Here is a 26902-nt window from a genome sequence, read left to right as displayed (position 1 = left end):
GATGAAGGTCATGGCACAAGTGGCGATGGTGATGAACCTCGACAAGTGCATCGGATGCCACACCTGTTCGGTCACCTGCAAGCAGACCTGGACCAACCGCGACGGCACCGAGTACGTCTGGTTCAACAACGTCGAGACCCGCCCGGGACAGGGCTACCCCCGCGGGCATGAGGACCAGGAGAAGTGGCAGGGCGGCTGGCGCCTCAAGCACGGCCGTCTCGTACCGCGCAGCGGCGGCCGCGCCCGGCGCCTGGCCCGCCTCTTCGCCAACCCCCGGCTCCCTTCCCTGTCCGACTACTACGAGCCGTGGACGTACGACTACGAGAACCTCACCACCGCCCCGCTGGGCGACGACGTGCCCACCGCGCCGCCCCGCTCCCTGATCGACGGCCGCCCCACCGAGGTGACCTGGGGACCCAACTGGGACGACGACCTGGGCGGCGGGCCCGAGCACCTGGCGGGCGATCCGGTCCTGCGCACGATGAACGAGCAGGTGCGCCACGAGTACGAGCAGGCGTTCATGTTCTACCTGCCGCGGATCTGCGAGCACTGCCTGAACCCGTCCTGCGTGGCGGTGTGCCCCTCGGGCGCGATGTACAAGCGGATCGAGGACGGCATCGTCCTGGTGGACCAGGACCGCTGCCGCGGCTGGCGGATGTGCGTCACCGGCTGCCCGTACAAGAAGGTGTACTTCAACCACCGCTCCGGCAAGGCCGAGAAGTGCACGCTGTGCTACCCGCGCATCGAGGCCGGTCAGCCCACCGTCTGCTCCGAGACCTGCGTGGGACGCCTGCGCTACCTCGGCGTCATCCTCTACGACGCCGACAAGGTCGGCGATGCCGCCTCCGTCGAGGACGAACAGAGGCTGTACGAGGCGCAGTTGGAGTGCTTCCTCGACCCGGAGGACCCGGCGGTGGCCCGCGCCGCAGAGGAGGCGGGCATCCCGCACGACTGGATCACCGCGGCCCGCCGCTCCCCGGTGCACGCCCTGATCAACACCTACAAGGTGGCGCTTCCGCTGCATCCGGAGTACCGCACCATGCCCATGGTCTGGTACATCCCGCCGCTCTCGCCGGTCGTCGAGTCGCTGACCGCCACCGGCCACGACGGCGAGGACCCGGCCAAGCTGTTCGCCGCGATCGATTCGCTGCGCATCCCCGTCGACTACCTCGCCGGGCTCTTCACCGCGGGCGACCCCGCCCCGGTGGAGGCGTCGTTGTGCCGCCTCGCCGCGATGCGCTCCCACATGCGGCGCGTCAACCTCGGCGAGGAACGCGACGAGAACATCTCCCGCGCGGTCGGCATGGATCCCGCGGGCATCGAGGCGATGTACCGGCTGCTCGCCCTCGCCAAGTACGAGGACCGCTACGTCATCCCCACCAGCTACACGGCCTCCACCGGCCGCAGCGCCCAGGAGCTGGCCGCCGGATGCAGCCTCGACGGCGCGGACGGCCCCGGCATGTACACGGCCGACACCTTCCACGCGTCGCCCGTACCCGAGCCGGAACCCGCGGCGGCGGGCGCGGGCCGGGGCCGCTTCAACCTCTTCGGCTGGAACGGCTCGGGCCGCCCCGAGGGCCTCTTCCCCGGCCGGCGCTGACTCCGGCTCCGGCTCCGCCACCTACCCACCGCACCACCGCCCCGTACCGGAAACCCGCACCGGAGAGCTGAACAGTCATGACGTACACCGCGGTCCTGCACCAGGCCGCTTCCCTTCTGCTGCAACACCCCGGCGCCCGCTGGGCCGAGCGCCTGCCCCTGATCCGCGCCTCGCTCACCGGACTGCCCGGCGACGAGGCCGACATACTGCGCCGGTTCTGCGACGCGGTCGCCGACACTCCCCAACTGGAGCTGTCCGCCCGCTACATCGTCACCTTCGACCGCAGCCGCCGACGCACCCTGCACCTGACGTACTACACCGACGGCGACACCCGACGGCGCGGCGAGTCCCTGCTGCGCTGGCAGCATCTGTACCGCGAGCACGGCTGGTGGCCGCCCGCCGACGAGCTGCCCGACTTCCTGCCGCTGGCCCTGGAGTTCGCCGCCCGCTGTCCCGCCCCCGGCATCCGCGCCCTCACCGAGCACCGCGCCGCGCTCGAACTGCTCCGCATGGCCCTGATCGACCACCGCAGCCCCTACGCCGACGTGCTCGGCGCGGTCTGCGGCACCCTGCCGGGCGCGGCCCCCGCCGACCGCGCCGCCGCCCTGCGCATGGCCCGCACGGGACCGCCGGTCGAGACCGTCGGCCTGCTGCCCTTCGCCGATCTGCCCACCGGGAAGGTCCGGCCACAGGAGGCCCGCCGATGAACCATCTGCACATCGCCCTGTGGGGCGTACTGCCCTATCTCGTCGTCGCCCTGCTCGTGACGGGCACCGCCTGGCGCTACCGCTACGACCGCTTCGGCTTCACCACCCGCTCCAGCCAGCTGCACGAGCACCGCCTGCTGGCCGTCGGCGGACCGCTCTTCCACTACGGCCTGCTGTTCGTCGTCGCGGGCCACGCCATGGGCCTGCTCATCCCCGAGTCGCTCACCGAACGGCTCGGCGTGCACGAGTGGCTCTACCACGTCAACGCGCTCGCCGTCGGCGGCACGGCGGGCCTCGCCACCCTCACGGGCCTCGGCATCCTGCTCTACCGGCGGCTGCGCGTGCCCGCCGTGCGCGCCGCCACCAGCCGCAGCGACCGCGCCGTCTATCCGATCCTGGCCACCGTCCTGTGCAGCGGCCTGTTCGCCACGGTCACCACCCTCGCCCCGCACCCCTACGACTACCGCCGAGGCGTGGCGATCTGGTTCCGCTCCCTGTTCTCCCTCGACCCCGATGTCTCCGCCATGGCGCACGCGCCGCTCGCCTACCAGACCCACGCCCTGCTCGGGATGGCGCTGTTCGCCCTGTGGCCCTTCAGCCGCCTGGTGCACGCCTTCACCGCCCCCGTCGGCTACGTCGCACGCCCCTATGTCGTCTACCGCTCCCGGGGCGCGAGCACCCGGGTCCCCGCGTCGACCCGCAGGTGACCGGGGCCCCCGCTCAGGCGGGGTCGCGGATGCCGACGACCGAGGCGGCCCACTCGTCGGCGCCGTGCCCGAGATCGATCGCCCTGCGGGCCACGGTGAGCACCCCCCGCAGGGCGGACGCGTCGAGGCCGCGGTGCTCGGCGGCGTGCACGAGGTGCTCGACGTTCGCGGCCTCCACGACGAGGTTGCTGGCCTCCGCGGGATACGTGCCGGAGTCCAGGTCCCTGGCGGTGCCCTCGACCGAACTCTCCAGGAGGGAGATGTTGGCCTTCAGATAGGGGACGAGCGCGGCGGCGGGCACGCCGTCCTTCGCCGCGAGGGCGAAGCCGTGCACCATGCCGTGCATCGCCGTCCAGAAGAAGTCGAGCAGGGCCAGGTCGTACACCGCGGCGAGCCCGTGGTCCTCGCCGACGTAGGCGCTCTGCCCGCCGAGCACCGTGAGCGTCGCCTCGTACTTCTCGTACGCGGACCTGGTGCCGCTGTGGAAGATCAGCGCGTCCGGCGTACCGATCAGCTGGATCGGCACCATGACCGAGCCGTCCAGGTAGGCGACACCGATCCCGGCGGCCCAGGCGGCGGCCTCGCGGGCGCGCTCGGGGGTGTCGGACGTGAGGTTCACCAGGAGGCGCCCGGCGAAGTCGGCCGGGTCCGCCCGGTCGAGGATGGCCTGCGCGGCGGCGTAGTCCACGACGCAGACGACGACCACCTCGCCCGCGCGGACCGCTTCGGCGGGGCTCGCGGCGCGGGTGGCGCCCCGGGCGACGAGGTCCTCGCCCTTGCCCGGCGAACGGTTCCAGACGGTGGTGGGGTGACCGGCGGCCAGGAAGGCGCCCGCGAGGGCCTGCCCCATGGACCCGAGGCCGAGGACGGTGACGGGCGGAAGGGCCTCGGAAGGCTCCGGCCGGGAGGCAGAGGGTGAGGTTGAGGGTGAGGAAAGAGGAGGCTGGTTCGTCATGACCACCATCGTTGGCGGAGCCCCAACTCCCCACAAGTACCGACTATTTAGTCAGGTACGCACCACGAGGTAAGCGTGGACGTCCGCCCCGCTCACCCGAAGTCCAGCTCCCCGTAAGGCCGTCTGAGCTCGTGGAACTCCGCGACCCCCGCCATCAGGACCACCCCGTCCCACAGCCGCCCCGCCGCCTCGCCCCTGGGCGCCGGGGAGACGACGGGCCCGAAGAGCGCGCCCACGCCCTCGACGGCGAGCACCGGCGTGCCGACGTCGTCGCCCACCAGCGCGACGCCCGCCTCGTGCGAGGCGCGCACCACGGCGTCGTACTCCGCGGTCATCGCCACGGACCCGAGCTCACCGGGGAGTCCCGCGTCGGCGAGCGCGGCCGCCATGCCGGACCAGTCCTGGCGGGCGTGGACGCGCGCACCGAGGGCGTCGAAGTACCGCCCGAGCGCCTCGTTGCCGTGCCGTTCGCGCACCGCGGCGCAGACCCTGCCGTGCGCCTTCATGTACTCCCCGTACAGCCCCTCGGGGTCCTCCGGGTCGACGTCCCGCGCCTCGTTGAGCGCGGCCAGGCTCATCACCCGCCACTGCACGGCGATGTCACGCACGCGCTCCACCTCGCGCAGCCAGCGCGAGGTGATCCAGGTGTACGGGCATACCGGGTCGAACCAGAAGTCGACGTTCACGCGGTGCCGTTCGGAATTCCTGACGTTCACTCAGTCACCGTACGCCTTCCGTAAGTTGAGGCTTACGTAGGGCCGCCCTGAGCCAGTCGTCCGCCGCGCCCGGCGTCGGTTCCGGCCGCCCGGACGGCGGGGCGGTGAGTTCCGCGACGAGGTTCCAGTAGGCGTCCAGGCGCGGCTCCGCGGCGAGTTGGGGGCCGAGCCCGCGCCGGAAGCCGGGGGTGTCGCGGACGCCGAGCGCGGCCGCATGGGCGGCGACGAAGCAGTCGAGCGCCTCGCCGCCGTGCGGCGCCCTGCCCTCGCGGACATCGGCAGCGGCCAGCGCGTACGCCTCGGCGAGGCCGTCGTAGAGCAGCTCGGGCCGGTAGCCGCGCCCGCCCTTGTGCGCCTCGGGCTGGAAGCGCGCGCTGCCGTCGCAGGGCGCGGAGACGAACGCCTGGAGCCGGGCGAAGGCCAGGACCTGGGCGGGCGTGGGGTCCTCGGGCACCGGAGGCACGGCCTGTTCGACGGTCGCGGAGACGACCCGCGCGGACATCCGCGCGGGCAGCCAGCCGCGCCAGAAGCGGGCGAGCGGGGCGGTGCTCGGCGGTGTGGTCATGGCACCGATCAGGCGCAGTCGCCCCGGGCGCTCCGCCGGGGCGCACTCGGCCACCAGGCGCAGGGCCGCCTCGCGCCAGCGCAGAGCGGTCAGGCGCGAGCCGATTTCGCGCAACTGGCCCGCGATGGCGCCCTCCAGGGCGTCGCCGAGGGAGTCCCCGGGGGAGTCGCCCAGGGCGTCCTGCTCGCCGAGGACCCGGCCCACCTCGGGGACCGGCAGGTCCAGGGCGCGCAGGGAGCGGATGAGCCGCAGCCGGTCGAGCGCGTCGGGTCCGTAGCGGCGGTGGCCGCCGCCGCTGCGGGCGGCTTCGGGCAGCAGGCCCCGGTCGGAGTAGAAGCGGACGGTCTTGACCGTGACGCCCGCCCGCTCGGCGAGCCCGCCGATGCTCCACAAACCGTCGGTCGACACGTCTTGAACCTCCCTCAGGGGGAGTTCTTACGGTACCGGCGAGCGAGACGCACACGGCATACGAGGAGGACTCATGACGACGTTCGTGCTGGTGTCGGGCGGGTACACGGGCGGCTGGATCTGGCGGGACGTGGCGGCGGGGCTGCGGGCCGCGGGCGCGGAGGCGCACCCGGTGACGCTGACGGGCACGGGCGAGCGCCGCCATCTGGGCGGGCCCGGGACGGACCTGGAGACGCACATCGAGGACCTGACGCAGGTGCTCGACCACCTGGACGCGCCCGATGTGATGCTGGTCGGCTACTGCTACGGCATCTACCCGGCCGTCGGCGCCGCCGACCGGCGTCCGGACCGGGTCGCGCGGCTCGTGTACCTGGACTCCCCGATGCCGCAGGACGGCCGGTCCATGCTCGACCAGGTGCGTGAGCAGATGCCCGAAGGGGCCACGCGCGGACGCGTGTTGGGCCTCCGGGAGCGCGCCGAGGGCGGCTGGCGGGTTCCGGCGCCGACGCGACAGGAGTGGCAGGAGTGGGGGAACCTCGCGGGCGTGGGCCCGCAGGCTCTCGACCGGATCGTGCGCCTCGCGTCACCGCAGCCGCTCGGCCCGCTCGACCAGAAGCTGCGGCTCACCGGGGCGGCGGCCGGCCTGCCGGTCACGGGCGTCTTCTGCACCGAGGGCGGCTCGATGGACATCGCCACCCTGGAGGGCCTGGTGGCGTCAGGACTGCCGCTGGTCCAGGGCCTCGCCGCCCCCGCCCACGCCTTCTTCGAGATCGCCACCGGACACTGGCCGATGATCTCCACCCCCGGCGAACTGACGGACGTGCTGCTCAGGTCCGCCGAGGGTGAGGGCCACCGGCTCGCGGCCCCTGCCGCCCGCGTCTAGTCGGCGCTTCCACCGGACTCGCCGCTCACCTTGTCGTACGTGAGGAAGACGGTGCCGCTGTCCAGCAGCTCGGCGTCCGTACGCTCGTACAGCGTGGGCTCGAAGGCGCTCTCGCCGCCGAACAGCGAGATGCCCGAACCCAGCGCCATCGGGCTGAGCTTGACGACGAGCCGGTCGATCTCGCCGCGCAGCGCCCCGGCGAGCTCACCGCCGCCGCACAGCCAGATGTCCTTGCCCTCCTCCCGCTTCAGCTCCCGCACCCGCTCGACCGGGTCGGTGGCGACGAGCTCGATCTCGGGGGCGGGCAGCTCGGTGAGGCTCCGTGAGAACACCAGGTGCCTCAGGTGCGGGTAGGCGTTGGGGATTCCGGCGTCGAGTCCGATGGCGTAGGTCCTGCGCCCTTCGAGGATCGTGTCGAAGTGGGTCCCCTCCGCGGTGATGCCGAGGGCGGCCCTGGCGGGAGCGGGCAGCGTCTCGGGATAGGTGGCGACGAGGTGCTCCACGTAGTCCTGCCCGACGGGCCAGAACCCGTCGGGCCCGGTGGGGTCGGCGCCGTCGGGCCCCGCGATGAATCCGTCGATGCTGACGGCGATGAAGTAGACGAGCTTGCGCATGCGGCCCCCTGGGTGTGGCCCGGTCGGCCACGTTGACTGTTGTACTTCAGATGAAGTGGTCAGAACGTAGTACTTCACCTGGAGTGGTGTCAACACTTTTCTTCGGGCCGCTTCCTCCGCGCGGCTGCGGCGGGGCCCCGTGCGGCTGACGCACGGAAGCCGGGCCTCCCCGAAACGGGGAGGCCCGGCTTCCGCGTGCGCGCGTCGGCGCCGAGATCGCCGCGACGCGCGGTCGTCAGTTCTGGAGCTGCGGTTCGGACGCTTCGTCGCGCGAGGGCTCCGCGTCCGCGCCGACGGGCCCGCCCCGCCCCTTGCGCGGCAGCAGCGCCGCGACGAGGACCGTGCCCACGCCGAGGATCACCGCGCCGATCAGGCTGGTGTGGGAGACCGCGTCCGAGAAGGCGGAGCCGACCGCGTCGGCCATCTTGCCCGCGCCCTGGGTGAGCTGTTCGGCCTGGCCCTTGAGCTGGGCGGCCTGCTGCGGGGAGGCCGCGTGGGCCGCCTTCTCGGCGAGCTCGCGCGCCTGGTCGCCGATGCCCTGCGCCACCGCGTACCCGGCACCGACGGAGTCCTGCGCGGTGTCCAGCGTGCCGTCGGGCAGCTTCGTACCGGAGGCCGCGGCCGCGTCGGAGAGCTTCGAGGAGTACGAACTGGCGAGCACCGAGCCGAGGATGGCGATGCCGAGCGAGCCGCCGAGTTCGAGCGACGTGTCGTTGACCGCGCCGCCGACGCCGAGCTCGGACTCGGGGAACGCGCCCATGATCGCGTCGGTGCAGGGCGAGAGCGCCAGACCGATGGCCAGGCCCAGGATGATCAGCGGGGCGACGAAGTCGCCGTACGTGGAGCCGGAGTCCACCCGGGTCAGCAGCGCCAGCGCCACCGTGCCCGCGACCATGCCCGCCGAGACCGTGATCTTCATGCCGATGCGCGGGGTCAGATAGCCCGTGAGCGCCGAGCCGACGAAGACCGCGCCCGCCAGCGGCAGCATGCGCACGCCCGTCTCGAGCGGGTTGTAGCCGAGCACGAACTGGAGGTGCTGGGTGAGGTAGTAGAACGCGCCGAAGACCGCGAGGAAGAACAGCGCGACCGCGAGGTTCGAGCCCGCGAAGCGGCGGTCCAGGAAGCGGCGGACGTCCAGGATCGGGTGCGGGTGGCGCAGCTCCCAGGCGACGAAGGCCAGCAGGGCCACGCCCGCGACGACCGCCGCCGAGATCGCCTTCGCGTCCCAGCCGAAGTGCGGACCCTGGATGATCATGTAGACGAGCGCGCCGGTCCAGACGACGGAGAGCGCGCCTCCGACGTAGTCGATCCGGTTGCTGTGGCCCGCCTTGGACGGCGGCACGAGGGCGAGCGCGCCGACGATCGCGAGGGCGGCGATCGGCACGTTGATCAGGAAGGTCGACGCCCAGCCGTGGCTCTCCAGGAGCGCGCCCGCGACCAGCGGCCCCGCCGCGATCGCGAGACCGGCCGTGGCGGTCCACAGCACGATCGCCTTGGCCCGCTCGGCCCGGGGGAAGGTCGCGGCGAGCAGCGAGAGCGTGGCGGGCATGATCATCGCCGCGCCGAAGCCCATCACGGCGCGGGCCGCGATGACCCCGCCCGAGCTGTCCACCAGCGAGCCCGCGACCGATCCGGCGCCGAAGACGACGAGACCGAGCACCAGCGCGCCGCGCCTGCTGTACTTGTCGCCGATCGCGCCGAGCAGCAGCATCAGGGCGGCGTACGGCACGGTGTAGCCGTCGATGACCCACTGCAGGTCCGAGCTGGAGAGCCCGAGGTCCTTGGTCATGTCGGGGGCGGCGACGGTCAGCGCCGTGTTCGCCATCACGATGATCAGCAGGCTCAGGCAGAGCACGCCAAGTGCCCACCAGCGCCGCGCGTACGGCTGCTTCATCTCCTCGACCGGTTGCTTCATGAGCAGAGCCACCGAAGCCTCACCCTTCCATGGTTCATGTGCGTTCCTGCTTGTCCGGTGACCTTGCACAGCACTGTGCAATTACACACGACTGTGCAACTTACGCCATGGCACACTGCCGTGCAAAACGGACGTCCGGAGCGCCGTACGCACCCGCGTGCACAATGGAGCCCATGAGCCGAGCCGACGCAAACCGCCGCCGCATCCTGGAGGTGGCACTCGCCGAGCTGCTGCGCGACCCGGAAGCGTCCATGGACCAGATCGCGCGCGCGGCGGGCGTCGTCCGCAGAACGGTCTACGGCCACTTCCCCAGCAGGGACGCGCTGATCGGCGCGCTCATCGACGGCGCGGTCGAGGCGGTCGCCGCGGCCCACGCCTCGGGCCGCGCCCGGGCGGACGACCCCGCCGAATCACTGGCCCACTCGATGGTCGCCGTCTGGGAGATCGCCGACGGCTACCGCCTGCTCGTCGCCCTCGCCCAGCGCAGCGTCGCGATGGAGGGCATCAGACAGCGCCTCGCCCCCGTCCGCGAGCAGTGCGTGAACGTACTCCAACTCGGCCTGGAAAAGGGCGACTTCACCTCGACCCTGCCGCCCGCAGCCCTCGCGTACGTCCACGAGCAGCAGCTCTTCGGCCTGATGGAGGCCGTCAACGACGGCCTGCTCGACCCGAAGGACGCGGGCCTGGCCGCCGCGTCGACGGCTCTCCTCTCGGCGGGGGTTCCGGCGGAGCGCGTACGGGAGATCGTCACGGGCCTCGCTCGCTGACCGCACGCCCCGGCGCTCCCCCGCGTACGCGAAAGCGCCGCCCACGACGTACGAGGGGGGAGTCTCGTACGGCGCGGGCGGCGCGGGTCGGCCCCGTTCCGGTGGGGCCTGTACCAGGGGGCCTGGCGGCCCGTCGCTACAACTACAGCTACAGCTAGAACTGGAACTAGAACTACAGCTACAACACCTTCGCGGGTTCCTTGCCGTCGCCCCGCGGCTCCGGCACGGCGTCGCCGTCTTGCGCGTCGTCCGTGTCGTCCGCGTCCCGCCGCGCCCCGTGCTCGTCGTCGACCAGCGTCTTCTCGTCGAAGGGCAGTTGGCCGTCGAGCACCAAGGCGACCCGTTCCTTGTCGACCTCCTTGGTCCAGGTGCCGATCAGCAAGGTCGCGACCGCGTTGCCCGCGAAGTTGGTGAGGGCGCGGGCCTCGCTCATGAAGCGGTCGACGCCGATGATCAGGCCGACGCCGTCGACGAGGGCGGGCTTGTGCGACTGGAGTCCGCTCGCGAGGACCGCGATGCCCGAACCCGAGACGCCCGCCGCGCCCTTGGACGCGATCATCATGAAGAGCAGCAGCGAGATCTGCTCGCCGACGCCGAGCGGCTGGTGCATGGATTCGGCGATGAACAGCGAGGCCATGGTCAGGTAGATCATGGTGCCGTCGAGGTTGAAGGAGTAGCCCGTCGGGACCGTGATGCCGACGACGGGACGGCTGACGCCCAGGTGCTCCATCTTCGCGATGAGCCGCGGCAGCGCGGACTCCGACGAGGAGGTGGAGAGGATCAGCAGGAACTCCCTGCCCAGGTACTTCAGGAGCTTGAAGAGGTTGACCCCGGTCACCACGCGCACCAGCGTGCCGAGCACGACGACGATGAACAGGGCGCAGGTGACGTAGAACCCGATCATGATCGTGGCGAGCGCCTTGAGGGCTGCCACGCCGGTCTCGCCGATGACGGCGGCCATCGCGCCGAACGCGCCCACCGGGGCGGCCCACATGATCATCCCGAGCACCCGGAAGACCAGCTTCTGGATGTGCTCGATGCCGCGGAGCACCGGCTCGCCGGAGCGGCCCATCGCCTGCAGCGCGAAGCCCACGAGCAGCGCGACGAGCAGCGTCTGGAGCACCTCGCCCTGGGTGAAGGCGGAGACCATCGTCTTGGGGATGATGCCGAGCGCGAAGTCGACGAGCCCCTTGTTCGCCTCGTCGGCCGCGGTGTGGCCCGCGTCCTTCTCGGACTGGCTGATGTCCATGCCCGAGCCCGGGTGCAGGATGTTGCCGACGAGCAGGCCGATGGCGAGCGCGACGACCGACATCGCCATGAAGTAGGCGAGCGCGAGCCCGCCCACCTTGCCGACCTTCGCGGCCTTGCGCACCGAACCGACGCCGAGCACGATCGTGCAGAAGATGATGGGCGAGATCATCATCTTGATCAGGCTCACGAAGCCCGTGCCGATCGGCTTGAGCTCCTTGGCGAAGTCCGGCCAGATGAAGCCGACGGCGATACCGAGCAGCGCGGCGCCGATGACGGCGATGTAAAGGTAATGCGTGCGGTCCCGCTTGGCTGCGGGTGCCGCGTGTGGGTCGGCCGTGCTGGTCACGGGGCCCTCCTTGAACGACGACGTCGGCGTTGGGTGACGTATCCCCGGAGCGTGTCGGTGACGTGCTCGCGGGATACGCACATCGGTGGCGCGCTCGCGGTGGGCTTGGATCCGGTGACCTGGCGGTCCGGTGACCCCGTGGTCCGGTGACCCGGTGGTCCGGTGACCCCGTGGTCCGGTGACCCGGTGGTCCCGTGATCCCGTGCCCGGCGAGTGCGCGGCTGCCCGCAGTGCGTGCGGCTCACGTCCTGGGCGATCCCGGTGACTATCTCTCGCCCTGTGAGGGCGGTCACCCTTGCGTTCATTTAGTTCGCACTTAGGGCCTGTCCGGCGGGCCAGGGCGCTGTCGCGGGGTCTGGCCCGCACATCTGCCGCGTTGTCGTCGGTTGCCGACTTCCCCAAGCTCTCGGCTCCGCTCGAGCAGGGGAGACCCCACTGCGTTGCCGCCCTCCTCCGCCTTGCAGCTGCACGCACCAGACCCCGCTCGTGCCCACCGGAAGGTGGGCGCCACCCGAGCGCGCCCTGCCCCGCCGGACAGGCCCTAACCGACCAGGCAGACTTGCGCCATGCCCCGCACCCCTCCACGCCGCCCCCGCCGGCTGCCGCGCAGCCTGGCGGGCCAGCTCTTCGCGATGCAGATCGTGCTGGTCACGGTGGTCGTCGCCGGGTGCGCGCTCTTCACGTACGTCAGTGACAAGCACCAGGCGGAGGAGGGCGCGCGGCGCCAGGCGACCGCGGCGGCTCGCGCGGTCGCGGACTCGCCCTCCGTACGCGAGGCGATAGCCGGCGACGACCCGACGCGACAGCTCCAGCCGTACGCGAGCCGGGTCCAGCGGCACACGGGCGTCGACTTCGTGACGATCATGGACCCGCGCGGCATCCGCTGGACCCACCCCGACGAGGAGCGCATCGGCGAGCGCTTCCTCGGCCACACCGCCGACGCGCTGCGCGGCAGGACCTTCTCCGAGACGTACACCGGGACCCTCGGCGCCTCCGTACGCGTGGTCACGCCGATCCGGGCGGGCGACGACGCCGAAGGACCCATCGTCGGCCTGGTCAGCGCGGGGATCACCATCCAGGAGATCACCGCCAAGGCGCGCGGCCAGCTGCTCGCGCTGCTCGGCGTCGCGGCCGCCGCGCTCGTCCTCGGCGGCATCGGGACGTACGTCATCAACGCCCGCCTGCGCCGCAGCACCCACGGCATGAACGCCGCCGAACTCAGCCGCATGCACGACTACCACGAGGCGGCCCTGCACGCGGTGCGCGAGGGGCTCCTGATGCTCGACGGACAGCGCCGCATCGCGCTGATCAACGACGGCGGCCGCGAGCTGCTCGGCGTCACCGGCGACACCGTGGGCCGCAACGTCGCGGACCTCGGCCTGCCCGCCCCGCTCACCGGCGCGCTCCTCTCCGCCGAGCCGCGCGTCGACGAGCTGCACCTGACCGCCGACCGCGTGGTCGTCGTCAACACCTCACCGGTGACCGGCGGGGAACGGCGCGGCACCGTCGTGACCCTGCGCGACCACACCGAGCTCCAGGCGCTCACCGGCGAGCTGGACTCCGAGCGCGGCTTCACCCGCGCCCTGCGCTCACAGGCCCACGAGGCCGCCAACCGGCTGCACACCGTGGTCTCCCTCATCGAACTCGACCGCGCCGAGGAGGCCGTCGACTTCGCCACCGCGGAACTGGAACTGGCCCAGGCCCTCACCGACCAGGTGGTCGCGGCCGTCAGCGAACCCGTCCTCGCGGCCCTCCTCCTCGGCAAGGCCGCCCAGGCCAACGAACACGGCGTGGAACTCGTCGTCTCACCGGACAGCAGCATCGACGACGGCATGCTCCCCGCTTCCCTGCCCGCCCGCGACCTCGTCACGGTCCTCGGCAACCTCATCGACAACGCGGTCGACGCGGCCCAGGGCTCCCCCGCCGCCCGCGTCACCGTCACGGCCCGCGCCGACGCGGCGGGCCTGCTCCTGCGCGTCGCGGACACGGGCCCAGGCGTCGCACCCGCCCAACGCGAAGCGGTCCTCGCCCGGGGCTGGTCGACCAAGGCACCCACCGGACGCGGCCTGGGCCTCGCCCTGGTCCACCAGACGGTGACGCGCGACGGCGGCACCCTGACGATCGGGGAATCCCCGGACGGCGGCGCCCAGTTCGAGGTGTTCCTGGCCACCGCACCGGCCGTGGGCCCCTCCGCGGGGGACGCCCCCGGTGCGCCCCCGGTGCGGAGCGCCGAAGACGAGGGCAGGGGCCGGCGCACGAGCGCGGACCGGCCGGGCGACACCACCGAACGTCAGGGAGGCACCCAGTGATCCGCGTACTCGTCGTCGAGGACGACCCCGTCGCGGCCGACGCCCACGTCCTCTACGTGAACCGCGTCCCCGGCTTCGAGTCCACCGAGAAGCCCGCGCACTCCGCCGCCGAGGCGCGCCGCGTCCTGGACCGCACCCCCATCGACCTGATCCTCCTCGACCTGCACCTGCCCGACGGCCACGGCCTCCAACTGGCCCGCTCCCTGCGCGCCGCGGGCCACCCCACGGACGTCATCGCGGTGACGTCGGCCCGTGACCTGGCCGTGGTCCGCGAGGGCGTGTCGCTCGGCGTCGTGCAGTACGTCCTGAAGCCCTTCACCTTCGCCACCCTGCGCGACCGCCTGACCCGCTACGCCGAGTTCCGCACGGCCGCCGCCGACGGCGAGGCCACCGGCCAGGACGAGGTGGACCGCGCCCTCGCCACCCTGCGCGCGCCGGGCCCCGCCGCCCTCCCCAAGGGCCTCAGCGGCCCCACCCTGGAACGCGTCGTACGCACCCTGCGCGCGGCCCCCGACGGCCTGACCGCCACCGCGGCCGCCCAGTCGGCGGGCCTGTCCCGGATCACCGCGCGGCGCTATCTGGAACACCTGGTGGAGACGGGCCACGCGGCACGCAGCCCCCAGTACGGCCACGTCGGCCGCCCGGAACTGGTCTACCGCAGACTGCCCGCCCCGGAGTGACCCGCCCGCCCCCTCGTCAACCCCTCGATAACAACGTTGTCACGACAATGACAAGCATCAACGCCGAGCCGCCGCACGGGCATTGACCTTGCTCCGAGCCCGCCCTTACGTTCACCGGGCAACCCCGCGTTGCGGCCCCCACGTGGCAACCCGGCCGCGTCGGCCAGTAGGAGGTCGTGCCCGTGCGCCCTACCACCGCCCCGCTGTTCCTCGCCGCCGCCACCCTGCTCGCCGCCGGAACCCTCACCGCGTGCGGCTCGGGATCCGGCGACGACCCGGACACCGTGAAGGTCTCCTTCAAGCAGTCCACGGACAACCAGATCAGGGTCATGGACACCTATCTGGCGGACATCAAGAAGCAGTTCGAAAAGGCGAACCCCGGCAAGAAGGTCAAGCTGGTGCCGATCAAGGCGCCGGACTCGGAGTACTACACCAAGCTCCAGCAGATGCTGCGCTCCCCCAAGACCGCGCCCGACCTGGTCTACGAGGACACGTTCCTCATCAACTCCGACATCACCAGCGGGTACTTGAAGCCGCTCGATCCCTACCTGGACAAGTGGAAGGACTGGGACCAGTTCATCGACACGTCCAAGTCGGCGGCGCGGGCGGCCGACGGCAAGACGTACGGCGTCCCCGACGGCACCGACACGCGCGGCCTCTGGTACAGCAAGGCGATCTTCAAGAAGGCGGGCCTACCGGCCCATTGGCAGCCCAAGACCTGGGACGAGGTCCTGGAAGCGGCCCGCACCATCAAGAAGAAGGTCCCCGGTGTCACCCCGCTGAACGTCTACACGGGCAAGCCCGCGGGCGAGGCGGCCTCGATGCAGGGCTTCGAGATGCTGGCGTACGGCACGGGCAAGAACCCCCTGTACGACCCGAAGTCCAAGAAGTGGGTCACCGGCAGCAAGGGCTTCAAGGACTCCCTGAGCTTCGTGGAGACGGTCTACAAGGAGAAGCTCGGCCCGGACGTCTCGGACGCGCTCGACCCCAACTTCGCGACGCGCGTGCGCGGTGAACTCCTGCCCGAGGACAAGCTGGGCATCAACCTGGACGGCTCCTGGCTCCCCCAGGACTGGGGCAAGGGCGCGGGCCACGAATGGCCCGAGTGGTCGAAGAAGCTGAGCCTCGCCGCGATGCCGACGCAGCACGGCCAGGCGCCGGGCAAGGTGAGCATGTCAGGCGGCTGGACCTGGGCGATCCCCGCCAAGGCCGACAACCCCGACCTCGCCTTCACGTTCATCAAGACGATGCAGACGAAGGCGAACGCCCAGAAGTGGTACATCGCCAACTCCGGCATCTCGGTCCGCAAGGACGTCGCGGCCGATCCCGCCTACGTGAAGGCCCAACCCGGCATCAAGTTCTTCACGGACCTGGTGGCCACGACGAACTACCGCCCGGCGTACCCGGCGTACCCCAAGGTCTCCACGGCGATCCAGGAGGCGATGGAGTCGGTGACGACGGGCGACGCCTCGGTCGACAAGGCGGCGTCCTCGTACGACGAGGAGGTCTCCTCGTCGACAGATGGCGAGGTCACCCAGAAGTAGCGGACGCGCCGTTCCCTGCCGGGTGGGTGGGGGAGGTGGGGGCATCTTCCCCACGTCCGGCGCGGCGGCACACGGGGGTTCGCGCAGTTCCCCGCGCCCCTGAGGGGCCCACCCCCACCGGGCCGCAGCCGCGAGCGCGCCGCCCCCACGACGAACCCAAGGCGCAAGACCCGCACCACCCGCAGAGAGTGAGTGCCGCAAAGTGACCACCGCACCCCACACGCACCGCGCACACCGCGCACACCGCACCCGCCGAGCCCTGCTCCGCGCCCTCCCCGTCTCCCCCGCCACCATCCTCCTGCTCCTCTTCCTCGCGGGCCCCATCGGCTACTGCGCCTACATCGCCTTCACCGACCTCCAACTCACCGGCCAGGCCGAATCCAGCTTCGTCGGCTTCGACAACTTCCGCGAAGCCTTCGGCGACGAACGCTTCCTCAACGCCGTCTGGCTCACCTTCGTCTTCACCGTCCTCTCCTCCCTCATCGGCCAGAACACCCTCGGCCTTGCCCTAGCCACCCTCATGCAACGCGCGTCAAAACCCATCCGCACCCTCACCGGCGCGATCGTCGTCACGGCCTGGGTCCTCCCGGAAGTCGTCGCGGGCTTCCTCCTCTACGCCTTCTTCCGCCGCGAGGGCACCCTCAACGCGGTCCTCGACTTCCTCCATCTCCCCTCCCAGAACTGGATGTTCACGCTTCCGATCCTGGCGGTCTCGTTCGCGAACGTCTGGCGGGGAACGGCCTTCTCGATGCTGGTCTACTCCGCCGCGCTCAACGAGATCCCCAAAGAGATCACGGAGGCCGCCGAGGTGGACGGCGCGAGCGGCTGGCGCCGCATGTGGCACATCACGCTGCCGATGATCCGCCGCTCGATCGGCACGAACCTCATGCTCAACACCCTCCAGACGCTCTCCGTCTTCGGTCTGATCTGGGTGATGACGCGAGGCGGCCCGGGCAACCGCAGCCAGACCCTCCCCCTGTTCATGTACGAACAGGCCTTCCAGAAGAGCATGATCGGCTACGGCACGGCGGTGGCCCTGCTCCTCCTCCTGGTCGGCTCGCTGTTCTCCCTGATCTACATGCGCCTACTCCGCACGGAGGTCTGAGAGTGACCACCAAGCCCAACAGGCTCTCCCGCCGTACGAAGCACCGCCTGGCGGCCGACGCGGGCCTGCTCGTCGTGGCCGCCGCGTTCGTACTCCCCCTGGCCTGGGTGGTCCTCTCCTCCTTCGACCCGAAGGCGGACCTCAAGGTACGGCTCCCCGACAGCCTCACCCTGGACAACTACGACAAGGTCCTGACCCCCGAGATCACCTTCACCCCGCTCCTCAACAGCCTGCTGCTCTGCGGCGGAGGCACCCTGCTCACGGTGGTCTGCGCGGCCCTGGCCGCCTACCCGCTCTCCCGCTACAAGTCGCGCCTGAACCGCCCGTTCATGCTGACGATCCTGTTCGCGACGAGCCTGCCGATCACCGCGATCATGGTCCCGGTGTACGCGCTGTTCGTGCAGGTCGACCTGATCGACACGATGCAGGGCACGATCTTCTTCTTCGCGGCGTCCCAACTCCCGTTCGCGATCTGGCTGATGAAGAACTTCATGGACGGCGTGCCCAAGGAGCTGGAGGAGGCGGCGTGGACGGACGGCGCGTCACCGTTCCAGTCGCTGCTCCGGATCGTGCTCCCCCTGATGGGCCCGGGAGTGGCGGTGGTGACCGTCTTCTCCTTCGTCATGATGTGGGGCAACTTCTTCGTCCCCTTCATGCTCCTGCTCACCCCGGAACAGATGCCCGCGTCGGTCAGCATCAACGACTTCTTCGGCAACAAGGGAACCGTGGTCTACGGCCAGTTGGCCGCGTTCTCGATCATCTACTCGACGCCGGTGATCCTCTTGTACGTCCTGGTCTCCCGGCGCCTGGGCGGCGGCTTCGCGCTGGGCGGCGCGGTGAAGGGCTGAAACACGCCACCCGGGTCCGCTCGGGGCCTCCGGGGCCGTCCGGCACAGAACTGTGACACGACTTCGCAGGCATACGTCCCCCGCACCCCATTCGTCACCCGCCAACCACCTGGTATCAGCCATCGGCTCGGGCTAGCGTGCGGAAATCGCGCCACCTCCCACCTCGCCAGGAGCCGACAGTGAACCGCCCTCTCCGCCTCGCGACGGCCGCACTCACCGCGTCCGCAGCCCTGCTCCTGTCGTCGTGCGGCAGCGGCGACGAGTCCCAGGACGACGACAAGATCGCCGGTGCGGAACAGGGCGGGGAGCAGGAGTCGAAGGCGCCGAGCGAGCCCGCTCGGCAGGTGGACCGGCCGAAGATCGAGCTGCCATCGGACCTGTCGTACGCGTTCCAGTGGAAGAAGACGGGCGACAAGGCGAAGGACGCGGTGCTCGCGGACAGGCAGCAGGCGATCCAGGCGGTCGACATGGCCATCGCCGACCAGGATCCGGCCGAGAAGGCGATGCGCTTCTACCACCGGGAGGACGCGGCGGCCGAGGCCGAGAAGTACGTCCGGGCCTACGTGAAGGCGCAGGCGCGGACCACGGGCGACTACCGCTACTACGCCGCGACCGTCACGACCGACGGCGGCAGCGCGGCCCTCACGTACTGCGAGGACCAGAGCAAGGTCTACGACAAGTACCTGAAGAAGGACACGATCGACAAGTCGCCCGCCACGAAGAACAGTTACGTGCTGTACGCGGCGAAGCTGCGCAAGAACGAGGCGGGCGTCTGGGTCACCACGAAGCTGAACGCGACTCGGGGGAGCGACACATGCCAACCATGAAGCACGGGAAGCGCAGGACGCACAGGACGCACAGGACGCACAGGACCGCGTGGCTCGCGGCCACGGCGGCCGTGAGCTGCGTCCTGCTGACCGCGGGGCCCGCCGCGGCCGAGAAGGGCGTCGGCGGAGGCACCCCGGCGGCGACGCCGGAGGTGTCGGGCGGCCAGGAGGGCGGATCCCTGCTCGCCTCCGCGGGCGGCATCGTCTACGACAGGTCGAAGAACGGCTCGGGTCCCAGGACCGGCGCGATCGCGCCCACCGGCACCTACAAGCCGCCGCCGTGCTGGTACGGCCCCACCTACACGCCCGCCGAGTTCAAGAAGGAGCGCGAGGCGGTCTGGTCGGTGGACTCCACGGGCTACGAGTGGGACGCGAAGCAGCGCAAGAAGTACGTCGAGGGCGAGCCGTACAAGGACTTCAACATGGACAAGGCCGGGAAGGGCTATTGGTGGACGTCGTTCCCCAACAAGTCGTACCCGCCCGGCTGGGACTCGTGCGACAAGGAGACCTTCTGGGTCGACAAGGGCGACCCGCCCCCGGCCGACGCGCCCGAGGCGATCGACCCGGAGATCCTCGCGAAGCTCGCGCTCGCCGAGATCCGCGTGCCCGGCACGAAGGTGTCCCTCGCCCCCGAGGCCACGACGAAGGTGAACCTGCCGACGTGGGCGTGGCTGGACGGCGCGGAGTTCAAGCCGGTGTCGGTGACGGCCTCGGTGCCGGTCCTGGACATCGAGGCGACGACGACCGCCGAGCCGGTCTCGCTGCGGATCGACCCGGGTACGCCGGACGCCGAGACGTACCCGGCCTCGGGCGTCTGCGACCTCACGAAGCAGGGGATCGGCGAGCCGTACGCCAAGGGCAAGTCGAAGGAGACCCCGCCCTGCGGCGTGAAGTACCTGCGCTCGTCCGGCAAGGGCTCGTTCCCGCTGAAGGCGACGGTCACCTGGAAGATCCACTGGGTGGGCACCGGCGTCAACGGTGAACAGGCCCTGCCCGACGGCGAGTTCGGGGCCGACCAGGACGTCGTGGTGGAGGAGATCCAGGCCATCAACCGCTAGGACGTTCGCACCAATCCGCAACCTCGTAGGAACACACCGTAGTCGCCGCTCCCAGGGGCGCCTACGGTGTGCCCGTGCAACCGAGCCAACCGCCGCACCAGCCCACGCCGCCCTTCAACTTCCCTGCCGCCCGCCGTCTGCGCGAGGCCCTCGGCATGGCGCCGGGTCACGTCGCGTACGGCATGCGCGCGAGCTACGGCCTCGCCCACATCACGCCCGACACGATCATGGCGTGGGAGCGCGGCCTCTCCTCGCCCACCTCCGCCGAGCTGACCGCCCTGGCCGCGACGCTGTGGTGCTCGCCCGGTGAACTCATGGGCGCGGCAAGGACGTTGCGCGAGCACAGGCTGGCGCGCGGTCTCGCGCCCGAGGACGTCGCGCGGGCGTCGGGCGTGGAGATCCAGGCGTATCTGCGCATGGAGGAGACGGGCACCTGGCGCGGGAACGAGCGGCAGTCCGAGGCGCTCGCCCGGGTCCTGGAGCTCGCGCTGCCCGACTTCGTGAACGTGACCGGACGCGCCGAGCCGCTCGCCGAGCTGTTGCGCAGCGCCGTCACCACCCGCTGGCAGGGGTACGTACGACCGGTCGCGAAGCTGCTGCCCGTGGAACGGCGGCGCGTGGAGCGCGTGCTGCGGCAGATGCACGAGGACTATCAGTCGCGGATGACGCGGACCCTGAGCTGGGGCGGCGGTGCGGGTTCGGACGCGTCCGGGGAGGCGGGCCGTGACTTCCTGGACCGAATCCTCGAACATTTCTGGCCTTTGGTCCTAGACGGCCGGACCTAAAGCCCCGCCCCGGCCGGGGCCAAGGGCCCCGTAAGGGGCGCGGGGAACTGCGCGCCCAGCCACAACGGCGCCGCAGAAGAACGACGGCACATCACGGCCAGATCCAGCGAAGCGCAAACGCTAGAAGACCGACTCCGCCTCGTCCATCCGGTCCTTCGGCACGGTCTTCAGCTCGGTGACCGCCTCCGCGAGCGGCACCATCGTGATGTCCGTGCCGCGCAGCGCCGTCATCTTGCCGTACTCGTCGCGGTGCGCCGCCTCCACCGCGTGCCAGCCGAAGCGGGTCGCGAGGACGCGGTCGTAGGCCGTGGGGGTGCCGCCGCGCTGGACGTGGCCGAGGATGACCGGCTTGGCCTCCTTGCCGAGGCGGGACTCCAGCTCGTAGGCGAGGGCCGTGCCGATGCCCTGGAAGCGCTCGTGGCCGAACTGGTCGATCGCGCCCTTGCCGTAGTTCATCGTGCCGTCCTGTGGGTGCGCGCCCTCGGCGACGCAGATCACCGCGAACTTCTTGCCGCGCGAGAAGCGCTCCTCGACGAGGGCGACCAGGTCGGCGGGGTCGAAGGGGCGCTCGGGCAGGCAGATGCCGTGGGCGCCGCCGGCCATGCCGGACTCCAGGGCGATCCAGCCCGCGTGGCGGCCCATGACCTCGACGACCATCACGCGCTGGTGCGATTCGGCGGTGGTCTTGAGGCGGTCCATGGCCTCGGTCGCCACGCCGACGGCCGTGTCGAAGCCGAAGGTGCGGTCCGTGGAGGAGATGTCGTTGTCGATGGTCTTCGGGACGCCGACGACGGGCAGGCCCGCGTCCGACAGCATCTTGGCGGCCGTCAGGGTGCCCTCGCCGCCGATCGGGATCAGCGCGTCGAAGCCGATCTCCTTGGCGAGCTGGGGCGCGTTCTCGCAGGCCGCGCGGAACCGGTCGCGCTCCAGGCGGGACGAGCCGAGGATCGTGCCGCCGCGGGCCAGGATGCCGCTGACCGCGTTCAGGTCGAGGGGGCGGTAGCGCCCGTCGAGCAGGCCCGCGTAGCCGTCCTCGAAGCCGATGACCTCGTCGCCGTAGTGCGTGACGGCGCGGTGCACGACCGACCGGATCACTGCGTTGAGGCCCGGGCAGTCGCCGCCCGCGGTGAGAATTCCGATACGCATCGCGCTGTGTCTCCTGCTCGCTGTTGGTACTTGTGAGCCGATCCGATTGTTCCACGGCCGGGAGGGGGTCGCCGCTCACGCGTGTCCGACGGATGCGCGTGCGATCCCGGGGCAGGGGCCTTATGGCCCTTGAGTCAGGGCCTTTCGTCCGGCGGGCGACCTAGCCAGCCGCAGAGGTATTGTCAAGAGGACACAGCAGCGATATCGGGTATTTTGTCCAGCTCGCACGGCGGCCCGCGCCGGGCGGCCACAGGACAGCGACGAAGGGGAGAGCACGCGTGACGCGCAGCGTGTACGTGACCGGGATCGACCGCGGCGACGGCCGCCAGGTCGTCGAGCTGGGAGTGATGGAACTCCTCACCCGCCGGGTCGACCGGGTCGGCGTCTTCCGCCCGCTCGTCCACGACGGGCCCGACCGCCTCTTCGACCTGCTGCGGTCCCGCTACCGCCTCTCGCAGGACGCCGCGACGGTGTACGGCATGGACTACCACGAGGCGTCCGCGCTCCAGGCCGAGCAGGGCACCGACGAGCTGGTCTCGCAGCTCGTGGACCGCTTCCACCGGGTGGCCCGCGACTACGAGGTCGTCCTCGTGCTCGGCACGGACTTCGCCGCCACCCAGCTCCCCGACGAGCTGGCGCTGAACGCGCGCCTCGCGAACGAGTTCGGCGCCTCCGTGCTCCCCGTCGTCGGCGGCAAGAACCAGACCGCCGAGTCGGTGCGCGCCGAGACGCGCAACGCCTACCGGGCGTACGACAGCCTGGGCTGCGACGTCCTCGCGATGGTCACCAACCGGGTGGCGCCCGCCGACCGCGACGAGATACACGAGCGGCTCGAGGCCAGGCTGCCGGTGCCCTGCTACGTGCTGCCCGACGAGCCCGCGCTCTCCGCGCCCACGGTCGCGCAGATCACCCACGCGCTCGGCGGCCGCGTGCTCCTCGGCGACGACGCGGGCCTCGCGCGCGACGCGCTCGACTTCGTCTTCGGCGGCGCGATGCTGCCGAACTTCCTGAACGCCCTGACCCCCGGCTGCCTGGTGGTCACCCCCGGCGACCGCGCCGACCTGGTGGTGGGCTCGCTCGCCGCGCACAGCGCGGGCACGCCGCCCATCGCGGGCGTGCTGCTCACCCTGAACGAACAGCCGGGCCAGGAGATCCTCACCCTCGCCGACCGGCTCGCCCCCGGCACCCCGGTGGTCGCCGTCTCCGGCGGCTCCTTCCCCACGGCCGCCGAGCTCTTCGCGCTCGAAGGCAAGCTGAACGCGGCGACGCCCCGCAAGGCGGAGACCGCGCTCGGTCTGTTCGAGCGGCACATCGACACCGCCGACCTGCTCAACCGCGTCTCGGCGCCCAGCAGCGACCGCGTCACGCCGATGATGTTCGAGCACAAGCTCCTTGAGCAGGCCCGCTCCGACAAGCGCCGCGTCGTCCTGCCCGAGGGCACCGAGGAGCGCGTCCTGCGCGCCGCCGACGTCCTGCTCCGCCGCGGCGTCTGCGACCTGACGCTGCTCGGGCCGGTCGAGCAGATCCGCAAGAAGGCCGCGGACCTCGGCGTGGACCTCGCCGACTCCGAGCTCATCGACCCCGGGGCCTCCGAACTGCGCGAGCGTTTCGCCACCAAGTACGCCGAGCTGCGCGCCCACAAGGGCGTCAGCGTGGAGCTCGCGTACGACGTCGTGGCCGACGTGAACTACTTCGGCACGCTGATGGTCCAGGAGGGCCTCGCCGACGGCATGGTCTCCGGCTCGGTGCACTCCACGGCCGCCACGATCCGGCCCGCCTTCGAGATCATCAAGACCAAGCCGGAGGCGAGCATCGTCTCCTCGGTCTTCTTCATGTGCCTGGCCGACAAGGTCCTCGTCTACGGCGACTGCGCGGTGAACCCGGACCCGAACGCGGAGCAGCTCGCGGACATCGCCGTCCAGGCGGCCGCCACCGCCGAGCAGTTCGGGGTGGAGCCGCGGATCGCGATGCTCTCGTACTCGACGGGCACGTCGGGGTCGGGCGCCGACGTCGACAAGGTCCGCGAGGCCACCGAGCTGGTGCGGGCGACGCGCTCGGACCTGAAGATCGAGGGCCCGATCCAGTACGACGCCGCCGTGGAGCCCTCCGTCGCCGCGACCAAGCTGCCGGACTCCGACGTCGCGGGCCAGGCCAGCGTGCTGATCTTCCCGGACCTCAACACCGGCAACAACACCTACAAGGCCGTGCAGCGCTCGGCGGGCGCGATCGCCGTAGGACCCGTCCTCCAGGGTCTGCGCAAGCCGGTCAACGACCTGTCCCGCGGCGCGCTCGTCCAGGACATCGTCAACACCGTCGCCATCACGGCGATCCAGGCCCAGGCCCAGACGCCCACGCCCTCCGCCTGACCCCCCACAGAAAGCGCCTCGAATCCGTGACCGCTACGCGCGTACTCGTCCTCAACTCCGGCTCCTCGTCGGTGAAGTACCAGCTGCTCGACATGCGCGACAGCTCACGCCTCGCCGTGGGCCTGGTCGAGCGGATCGGCGAGGAGACCTCGCGGCTCAAGCACACCCCGCTGACCGGCGAAGCCGGGTCCCGCGAGCGCGAGGAGCCGATAGCCGACCACGAGGCGGCACTGAAGGCCGTCGCCGAGGAGCTGGCCGCCGACGGCCTCGGCCTGGACTCCCCCGAGCTGGCCGCGATCGGCCACCGGGTGGTGCACGGCGGCCTGAAGTTCACCACGCCGACCGTGATCGACGACGTGGTGCTCGCCGAGATCCAGCGCCTGGTGCCCGTGGCCCCGCTGCACAACCCGGCCAACATCACCGGCATCCGCACCGCCCAGGCGCTCCGCCCCGACCTGCCCCAGGTCGCCGTCTTCGACACCGCGTTCCACACGACGATGCCGGAGTCCGCGGCGCGCTACGCGATGGACGTGAAGACCGCCGACGAGCACCGCGTGCGGCGCTACGGCTTCCACGGGACCTCGCACGCGTACGTCTCGCGCGAGACCGCGAAGCTGCTCGGCAAGGCGCCCGAGGACGTCAACGTGATCGTGCTGCACCTGGGCAACGGCGCGTCGGCGAGCGCCGTGCGGGGCGGAAAGTGCGTCGACACTTCGATGGGGCTCACGCCGCTTGAGGGGCTCGTGATGGGTACCCGTTCCGGTGACATGGACCCCGCGGTCATTTTCCATCTGGCCCGGGTCGGCGGGATGTCCATCGACGAGATCGACATTCTGCTCAACAAGAAGAGCGGTCTGATCGGGCTCTGCGGCGACAACGACATGCGGGAGATCAGGCGCCGTATCGATGCCGGTGACGAAGAGGCGGCACTCGCCTTCGACATCTACATCCACCGATTGAAGAAGTACATCGGCGCCTATTACGCGGTGCTCGGCCGGGTGGACGCCATCGCGTTCACGGCGGGCGTCGGCGAGAACGCGGCGCCGGTGCGCGAGGCGGCCGTGGCGGGCCTGGAGGAGCTCGGCCTCGCGGTCGACGGCGAGCTCAATTCCGTACGTTCCGACGAAGCCCGTCTCATTTCGCCGGAGTACGCGCGCGTGGCCGTCGCCGTGGTGCCCACCGACGAAGAACTGGAGATCGCCACTCAGACGTATGCATTGGTCGGCGACCGCAACGCCTGAGCGCACATCCGCCCATTTGTAGATTCCACCAGACGGAATATTCCGTAGCGAAACAAACCGATAGGATCGCCCCATGCGCCGTTCCAAAATCGTCTGCACGCTGGGCCCCGCCGTCGACTCCGAAGAGCAGCTCGTCTCGCTGATCGAAGCCGGTATGAATGTGGCCCGCTTCAACTTCAGCCACGGCACCCACGCCGAGCACCAGGGGCGGTACGACCGCGTCCGCTCGGCCGCCACGAAGACCGGCCGTGCCGTCGGCGTCCTCGCCGACCTCCAGGGGCCGAAGATCCGTCTGGAGACCTTCGCCGAGGGACCCGTCGAGCTGGTGCGCGGTGACGAGTTCACCATCACCACCGAGGACGTCCCCGGTGACAAGTCGATCTGCGGCACCACCTACAAGGGTCTGCCGGGCGACGTCTCCAAGGGCGACCAGGTCCTGATCAACGACGGCAACGTCGAGCTGCGCGTGGTCGAGGTGGACGGGCCGCGCGTGAAGACGATCGTCGTCGAGGGCGGTGTCATCTCCGACCACAAGGGCATCAACCTGCCCGGCGCGGCCGTGAACGTGCCCGCCCTGTCCGAGAAGGACATCGAGGACCTGCGCTTCGCCCTGAAGATGGGCTGCGACATGGTCGCCCTGTCCTTCGTGCGCGACGCCGACGACGTCAAGGACGTCCACAAGGTGATGGACGAGGAGGGCCGCCGGGTCCCCGTCATCGCCAAGGTGGAGAAGCCGCAGGCCGTCGCCAACATGGAGGGCGTCGTCGCGGCGTTCGACGCCGTGATGGTGGCCCGTGGCGACCTCGCCGTCGAGTACCCGCTCGAGAAGGTCCCGATGGTGCAGAAGCGCCTCGTGGAGATGTGCCGCCGCAACGCCAAGCCGGTGATCGTCGCGACCCAGATGATGGAGTCGATGATCACCAACTCGCGCCCCACGCGCGCCGAGGCGTCCGACGTCGCCAACGCGATCCTGGACGGCGCCGACGCGGTCATGCTGTCGGCCGAGTCGAGCGTCGGCGCGTACCCGATCGAGACCGTCAAGACGATGTCGAAGATCGTCAAGGCGGCCGAGGAGGAGCTGCTCTCCAAGGGCCTCCAGCCGCTCGTGCCCGGCAAGAAGCCGCGTACGCAGGGTGGTTCGGTGGCCCGTGCCGCGTGCGAGATCGCGGACTTCCTCGACGGCAGGGCGCTGGTCGCCTTCACGCAGTCCGGTGACACGGCCCGCCGTCTGTCCCGCTACCGCGCGGCCCAGCCGATCCTGGCCTTCACCACCGACGAGTCGACCCGCAACCAGCTCACGCTGAGCTGGGGCGTGGACACCTACGTCGTGCCGCACGTCGACAACACCGACGCGATGGTCGAGCTCGTCGACGCCGAGCTGATCAAGCTCAACCGCTTCAACGACGGCGACACGGTCGTCATCACCGCGGGGTCGCCCCCCGGCGTCCCCGGCACCACCAACATGGTCCGGGTGCACCACCTGGGCGGCGGCGACCGCGACTGATCCCCGCCTCGTACGACACCGAGGGCGCCCCCTGTGGAAGGGGGCGCCCTCGGTG

At 71.0% G+C, this 26902-nt stretch carries 23 protein-coding genes; 16 read left to right on the top strand and 7 right to left on the bottom strand.

Annotation, left to right across the window (positions count from 1 at the left end; translation table 11 throughout):
* The first annotated feature begins 1 nt into the window (after nt 1).
* The 3 genes from narH (at nt 2) to narI (ending at nt 3014) form a co-directional block, all read left to right on the top strand.
* A complete protein-coding gene (gene narH / locus KY5_RS28305) occupies nt 2-1600 on the top strand; it encodes a nitrate reductase subunit beta (RefSeq protein ID WP_199843271.1) in 1599 nt (532 codons plus the stop codon).
* A gap of 77 nt (nt 1601-1677) precedes the next feature.
* Complete coding sequence (gene narJ / locus KY5_RS28300; RefSeq protein WP_098244872.1) at nt 1678-2307, top strand: nitrate reductase molybdenum cofactor assembly chaperone; 630 nt, start codon at nt 1678-1680, stop codon at nt 2305-2307.
* The gene (gene narI, locus KY5_RS28295) at nt 2304-3014 is read left to right on the top strand and encodes a respiratory nitrate reductase subunit gamma (RefSeq protein WP_098244871.1); all 711 of its coding nucleotides are present in this window, start codon (nt 2304-2306) and stop codon (nt 3012-3014) included. Before narJ ends, narI begins: the two co-directional genes overlap by 4 nt.
* A 13-nt stretch (nt 3015-3027) precedes the next feature.
* Here narI and KY5_RS28290 read toward each other — a convergent pair whose 3' ends face one another.
* The 3 genes from KY5_RS28290 to KY5_RS28280 form a co-directional block, all read right to left on the bottom strand.
* The gene (locus tag KY5_RS28290; protein WP_267894301.1) at nt 3028-3969 is read right to left on the bottom strand and encodes an NAD(P)-dependent oxidoreductase; all 942 of its coding nucleotides are present in this window, start codon (nt 3967-3969) and stop codon (nt 3028-3030) included.
* Nucleotides 3970-4061: 92 nt separating this feature from the next.
* Nucleotides 4062-4685, bottom strand: a complete 624-nt coding sequence (locus tag KY5_RS28285) for a DsbA family protein (protein ID WP_098244869.1) — start codon at nt 4683-4685, stop codon at nt 4062-4064.
* 4 nt (nt 4686-4689) lie between these two features.
* On the bottom strand, nt 4690-5658 hold the full coding sequence (locus tag KY5_RS28280) for a MerR family transcriptional regulator (protein WP_234362895.1): 969 nt from the start codon (nt 5656-5658) through the stop codon (nt 4690-4692).
* A 73-nt stretch (nt 5659-5731) separates the two neighbouring features.
* Between KY5_RS28280 and KY5_RS28275 the strand changes: the two genes are divergently transcribed.
* Nucleotides 5732-6541 (top strand): alpha/beta fold hydrolase, encoded by an 810-nt coding sequence (locus KY5_RS28275; RefSeq protein ID WP_098244868.1) that lies wholly within the window; start codon nt 5732-5734, stop codon nt 6539-6541.
* Here the strand turns inward: KY5_RS28275 and KY5_RS28270 are convergent.
* Both KY5_RS28270 and KY5_RS28265 read right to left on the bottom strand, forming a co-directional pair.
* On the bottom strand, nt 6538-7155 hold the full coding sequence (locus KY5_RS28270; RefSeq protein ID WP_098244867.1) for a dihydrofolate reductase family protein: 618 nt from the start codon (nt 7153-7155) through the stop codon (nt 6538-6540). The genes KY5_RS28275 and KY5_RS28270 overlap by 4 nt on opposite strands.
* Nucleotides 7156-7390: 235 nt before the next feature.
* Nucleotides 7391-9070, bottom strand: coding sequence for an MFS transporter (locus tag KY5_RS28265; protein WP_418952882.1), 1680 nt, complete (start codon nt 9068-9070; stop codon nt 7391-7393).
* Between the two features lie 164 nt (nt 9071-9234).
* Here KY5_RS28265 and KY5_RS28260 point away from each other — a divergent pair, with 164 nt between their 5' ends.
* Nucleotides 9235-9837, top strand: coding sequence for a TetR/AcrR family transcriptional regulator (locus KY5_RS28260; RefSeq protein ID WP_098244865.1), 603 nt, complete (start codon nt 9235-9237; stop codon nt 9835-9837).
* Nucleotides 9838-10015: 178 nt separating this feature from the next.
* Here the strand turns inward: KY5_RS28260 and KY5_RS28255 are convergent, their stop codons facing one another.
* Nucleotides 10016-11434 carry a cation:dicarboxylate symporter family transporter gene (locus KY5_RS28255; RefSeq protein ID WP_098244864.1) on the bottom strand — a complete coding sequence of 473 codons (1419 nt, stop codon included), beginning with the start codon at nt 11432-11434 and terminating at the stop codon, nt 10016-10018.
* 566 nt (nt 11435-12000) lie between these two features.
* On the opposite strand from KY5_RS28255, the gene KY5_RS28250 reads away from it, so the two are divergent.
* The 8 genes from KY5_RS28250 to KY5_RS28215 all read left to right on the top strand — a co-directional run bounded on the left by KY5_RS28250 (nt 12001) and on the right by KY5_RS28215 (nt 20590).
* Nucleotides 12001-13743, top strand: a complete 1743-nt coding sequence (locus KY5_RS28250) for a sensor histidine kinase (RefSeq protein ID WP_098244863.1) — start codon at nt 12001-12003, stop codon at nt 13741-13743.
* Nucleotides 13740-14423: a response regulator gene (locus tag KY5_RS28245; RefSeq protein WP_098244862.1), complete on the top strand. Its 684-nt coding sequence runs from the start codon at nt 13740-13742 to the stop codon at nt 14421-14423. The genes KY5_RS28250 and KY5_RS28245 overlap by 4 nt, the downstream gene beginning before the upstream one ends.
* Before the next feature lie 176 nt (nt 14424-14599).
* Nucleotides 14600-15967, top strand: coding sequence for an extracellular solute-binding protein (locus KY5_RS28240; protein WP_199843269.1), 1368 nt, complete (start codon nt 14600-14602; stop codon nt 15965-15967).
* 202 nt (nt 15968-16169) lie between these two features.
* Nucleotides 16170-17072: a carbohydrate ABC transporter permease gene (locus tag KY5_RS28235; protein ID WP_098244860.1), complete on the top strand. Its 903-nt coding sequence runs from the start codon at nt 16170-16172 to the stop codon at nt 17070-17072.
* Nucleotides 17069-17920: a carbohydrate ABC transporter permease gene (locus KY5_RS28230; RefSeq protein ID WP_199843639.1), complete on the top strand. Its 852-nt coding sequence runs from the start codon at nt 17069-17071 to the stop codon at nt 17918-17920. The genes KY5_RS28235 and KY5_RS28230 overlap by 4 nt, the downstream gene beginning before the upstream one ends.
* A gap of 179 nt (nt 17921-18099) precedes the next feature.
* Complete coding sequence (locus tag KY5_RS28225) at nt 18100-18747, top strand: hypothetical protein (RefSeq protein ID WP_098244858.1); 648 nt, start codon at nt 18100-18102, stop codon at nt 18745-18747.
* Nucleotides 18744-19805, top strand: a complete 1062-nt coding sequence (locus tag KY5_RS28220) for a hypothetical protein (protein ID WP_234363224.1) — start codon at nt 18744-18746, stop codon at nt 19803-19805. Before KY5_RS28225 ends, KY5_RS28220 begins: the two co-directional genes overlap by 4 nt.
* 68 nt (nt 19806-19873) lie before the next feature.
* Entirely contained in the window at nt 19874-20590 is a 717-nt protein-coding gene (locus KY5_RS28215) for a helix-turn-helix domain-containing protein (protein WP_098244857.1), read from the top strand.
* Between the two features lie 120 nt (nt 20591-20710).
* On the opposite strand, the gene KY5_RS28210 is transcribed toward KY5_RS28215, so the two are convergent.
* Nucleotides 20711-21736, bottom strand: coding sequence for a 6-phosphofructokinase (locus KY5_RS28210; protein WP_098244856.1), 1026 nt, complete (start codon nt 21734-21736; stop codon nt 20711-20713).
* A gap of 278 nt (nt 21737-22014) precedes the next feature.
* On the opposite strand from KY5_RS28210, the gene pta reads away from it, so the two are divergent.
* The 3 genes from pta to pyk all read left to right on the top strand — a co-directional run bounded on the left by pta (nt 22015) and on the right by pyk (nt 26847).
* Nucleotides 22015-24102: a phosphate acetyltransferase gene (gene pta, locus KY5_RS28205; RefSeq protein ID WP_098244855.1), complete on the top strand. Its 2088-nt coding sequence runs from the start codon at nt 22015-22017 to the stop codon at nt 24100-24102.
* Nucleotides 24103-24128: 26 nt separating this feature from the next.
* A complete protein-coding gene (locus tag KY5_RS28200) occupies nt 24129-25343 on the top strand; it encodes an acetate kinase (protein ID WP_098244854.1) in 1215 nt (404 codons plus the stop codon).
* Nucleotides 25344-25416: 73 nt separating this feature from the next.
* Nucleotides 25417-26847, top strand: coding sequence for a pyruvate kinase (gene pyk / locus KY5_RS28195; RefSeq protein ID WP_098244853.1), 1431 nt, complete (start codon nt 25417-25419; stop codon nt 26845-26847).
* Nucleotides 26848-26902: the final 55 nt, after the last annotated feature.

It is taken from the genome of Streptomyces formicae, assembly GCF_002556545.1.
In the GTDB taxonomy this organism is placed as follows: Bacteria; Actinomycetota; Actinomycetes; order Streptomycetales; family Streptomycetaceae; genus Streptomyces; species Streptomyces formicae_A.
Note: the sequence above shows the minus strand (reverse complement) of the source record. Positions and strands in the feature narration are given on the sequence as shown.